The 2,609-nt window shown below is 71.6% G+C and carries 4 protein-coding genes and 1 pseudogene; 3 read left to right on the top strand and 2 right to left on the bottom strand.

Annotated features, from left to right (window positions below):
* Positions 1-185 (top strand): annotated as a pseudogene (locus FV228_RS33460) (hypothetical protein); the annotation flags it as partial.
* 11 nt (positions 186-196) lie between these two features.
* On the opposite strand, the gene FV228_RS33455 reads toward FV228_RS33460, so the two are convergent.
* Together FV228_RS33455 and FV228_RS26470 are read right to left on the bottom strand one after the other, a co-directional pair.
* Complete coding sequence (locus FV228_RS33455; protein ID WP_007569379.1) at positions 197-373, bottom strand: hypothetical protein; 177 nt, start codon at positions 371-373, stop codon at positions 197-199.
* Between the two features lie 149 nt (positions 374-522).
* Positions 523-888 carry a DUF4174 domain-containing protein gene (locus tag FV228_RS26470; protein WP_147857249.1) on the bottom strand — a complete coding sequence of 122 codons (366 nt, stop codon included), beginning with the start codon at positions 886-888 and terminating at the stop codon, positions 523-525.
* A gap of 108 nt (positions 889-996) precedes the next feature.
* Here FV228_RS26470 and FV228_RS26465 point away from each other — a divergent pair, with 108 nt between their 5' ends.
* On the top strand, positions 997-2,046 hold the full coding sequence (locus FV228_RS26465; RefSeq protein WP_147857248.1) for an NADP-dependent oxidoreductase: 1,050 nt from the start codon (positions 997-999) through the stop codon (positions 2,044-2,046).
* A gap of 135 nt (positions 2,047-2,181) precedes the next feature.
* The coding region (gene ssb, locus FV228_RS26460) for a single-stranded DNA-binding protein (RefSeq protein WP_147857247.1) at positions 2,182-2,609 on the top strand (428 nt) is incomplete at its 3' end.

The raw sequence follows: 2,609 nt of genomic DNA, 5'->3' as shown, positions 1-2,609 counted from the left end.
GGCCCCGCTTCTCGGCGGCACCGCCCGAGGCGTGCCGGGAGTTCGTCCGGCGCCGGTTCGATCCGGACGGGGCGCCGGTGGTCCGCCGGGTCCGGGTCTGCGACGAGCCCGCCTTCGATTGCGGCCCGCCCCCGCCCCCGCCGGAGGACGTTCCGCCCCGCCGCTGGGGCGGACCCCGCTGGTAGGGCGACCCGGATCAGATCCGGGCCGGGGCCTTCTTGAGGGCGGCCGCGAAGGCCTTGAGCTGGCGGTTCAGATCCGCCAGCTCGTTCAGCGCGATGGTCTTGTGACCGTCGCGGACCGCGCGCTCGATGTCCTCGACCTGGAGGCTGACGACGCGGCGGATGGCGGTGGCGACTTGTTCTCGGGTCATCGATGCGAGGGTCTCGTTCGCGCGTCCTGGCGGGCCACAACGGACGGCCGGACCACGGCCGCCGACACCGCCCGGTGATAGGCCGGTAGGCTTAACCGTTGGTGTCCGGAGGCCCCGCCATCCCCGGAAACCGGGTCCGCCGCAGCCCGTCAGCGACCTCGGATCTCGCCCTGCCGCATCGGCATCGCGTCGATCGTGGCGAACAGTTTTTCGGGCGGGATCGGCGCCGCCTCCGTGAGCTTGGCGCCACCGTCCTTGCCGACCAGGACCGCACGGAATTCGCCCGCCGGCAGGGACAGGTGCGCGCGCAAGGCCCGGGCCGCGGCGCCGTCCCCGACCGCCTCCAGCACCACGAGGTCGCGCTCGGCCCGCTGCGCCCGCAGGTCCGGGTCGTCCGGATCGGGGGCCGACAGCACCAGCACCCGGGAGCGCCAGCGATAGGCGTCGAGCGGTCCGGCCATCGTGGCTCCTGCCGTCAGGGCGGCCAGTCCGAGGCCGATCAGGGTCGCGCGCATCGTGCCTCCTGGCCCGCCGATCCCGGTCAACGCGCGGGGCGCCCCATTGGCCGCCGCCGCATCGCGCCCCAGATCGGGGGTCGCAGGCAGAACACCCGGGAGCCTTTCATGAACGCCGTGAACCGCCGCATCGTCCTGGCGTCGCGCCCGCACGGGGAGCCGAAGCCCGAAAACTTTCGCCTGGAGGAGGGGCCGGTGCCGGAGATCGGGCCGGGCCAGATCCTGCTGCGCACCCGCTGGCTGTCGCTCGACCCGTACATGCGCGGCCGGATGAGCGACGCGAAATCCTACGCGACCCCGGTGCAGATCGGCGAGCCGATCACCGCCGAGGTGGTCGGCGAGGTCGTCGCGTCGAACAATCCCGACATCCCGGTCGGGGAGCTTCGCACGGCCTTCGCGGGCTGGCAGGAGTACTTCGCCACCGACGGCAAGGGCACCCGTCGGGTCGATCCGGACGCCGCCCCGCCCTCGACGGCGGTCGGCGTGCTCGGGATGCCGGGCATGACCGCCTATACCGGCCTGCTCAACATCGGCAGGCCCAAGCCCGGGGAGACCGTGGTGGTGGCCGCCGCCGCCGGGCCGGTGGGTTCGCTCGTCGGGCAGATCGCCAGGCTGAAGGGCGCCCGCGCTGTCGGGATCGCGGGCGGGCCGGACAAGTGCCGCTACCTCACGGAGGAGCTCGGCTTCGACGCGGCGGTGGACCATCGCGGGGCCGACCTGCCGGGGGCGCTGACCGAGGCCTGCCCCAAGGGCATCGACGTGTATTTCGAGAATGTCGGCGGCGCGGTTTTTTCGGCCGTGATGCCGCTGCTCAACCCGTTCGCCCGGATCCCGGTCTGCGGCCTGGTCTCGGCCTACAACGCCACCGAGGCGCCCCCCGGCCCGGACCGGCTGCCCGGCCTGATGCGCTCTGTCCTGACCAACCGCCTGCACATCCAGGGCTTCATCGTCTGGGATTTCGCCGACCAGGCCGAGACCTTCCGGACCGAGGTCGGGGCATGGATCCGGGAGGGCAAGGTCCGCTACCGGGAGGACGTGGTCGAGGGCCTGGAGAACGCCCCCGACGCGTTCATCGGCCTGCTGAAAGGTCGGAATTTCGGCAAGCTGGTCGTGCATATCCCGCGAGCGCGGCTTGCCGCCAACATGGAACAGAGATAGAACATCGAGGTTCGACAGCATGCGGATAGCGGGCACAAGCCCGCACCGCAGGTTGCCGCCTCGACGGCCCGGGCGCATGAGTCCCCGGCCGCCGGGTGATGAGCCCAGTGAGATCCGTACGGTAAGGAGAGAGCGATGGCGGGCAGCGTCAACAAGGTGATTCTGGTGGGCAACCTCGGGCGCGACCCGGAGATGCGCCGCCTGGGCTCGGGCGACCCGGTCTGCAACCTGCGGCTGGCGACGTCCGAGTCGTGGAAGGACAAGGCCTCCGGCGAGCGCAAGGAGAAGACCGAGTGGCACTCGGTCGTGATCTACAACGACAACCTCGCCCGGGTGGCCGAGCAGTACCTGCGCAAGGGCTCGAAGGTCTACATCGAGGGCCAGCTCCAGACCCGGAAGTGGACCGACAATTCCGGCGTCGAGAAGTATACCACCGAGGTGGTGCTCCAGCGCTTCCGCGGTGAGATGACGATCCTCGACGGCCGCAGCGGCGGTGGCGGCGGCGACTTCGCGGGCGAGGACGAGGGCGGCGGCCAGATCAGCCGCGGCGGCGAGTCCGGCGG

The organism is Methylobacterium sp. WL18, from assembly GCF_008040015.1.
Lineage (GTDB): Bacteria > Pseudomonadota > Alphaproteobacteria > Rhizobiales > Beijerinckiaceae > Methylobacterium > Methylobacterium mesophilicum.
This window is presented reverse-complemented; position numbering and strand designations above follow the sequence as displayed.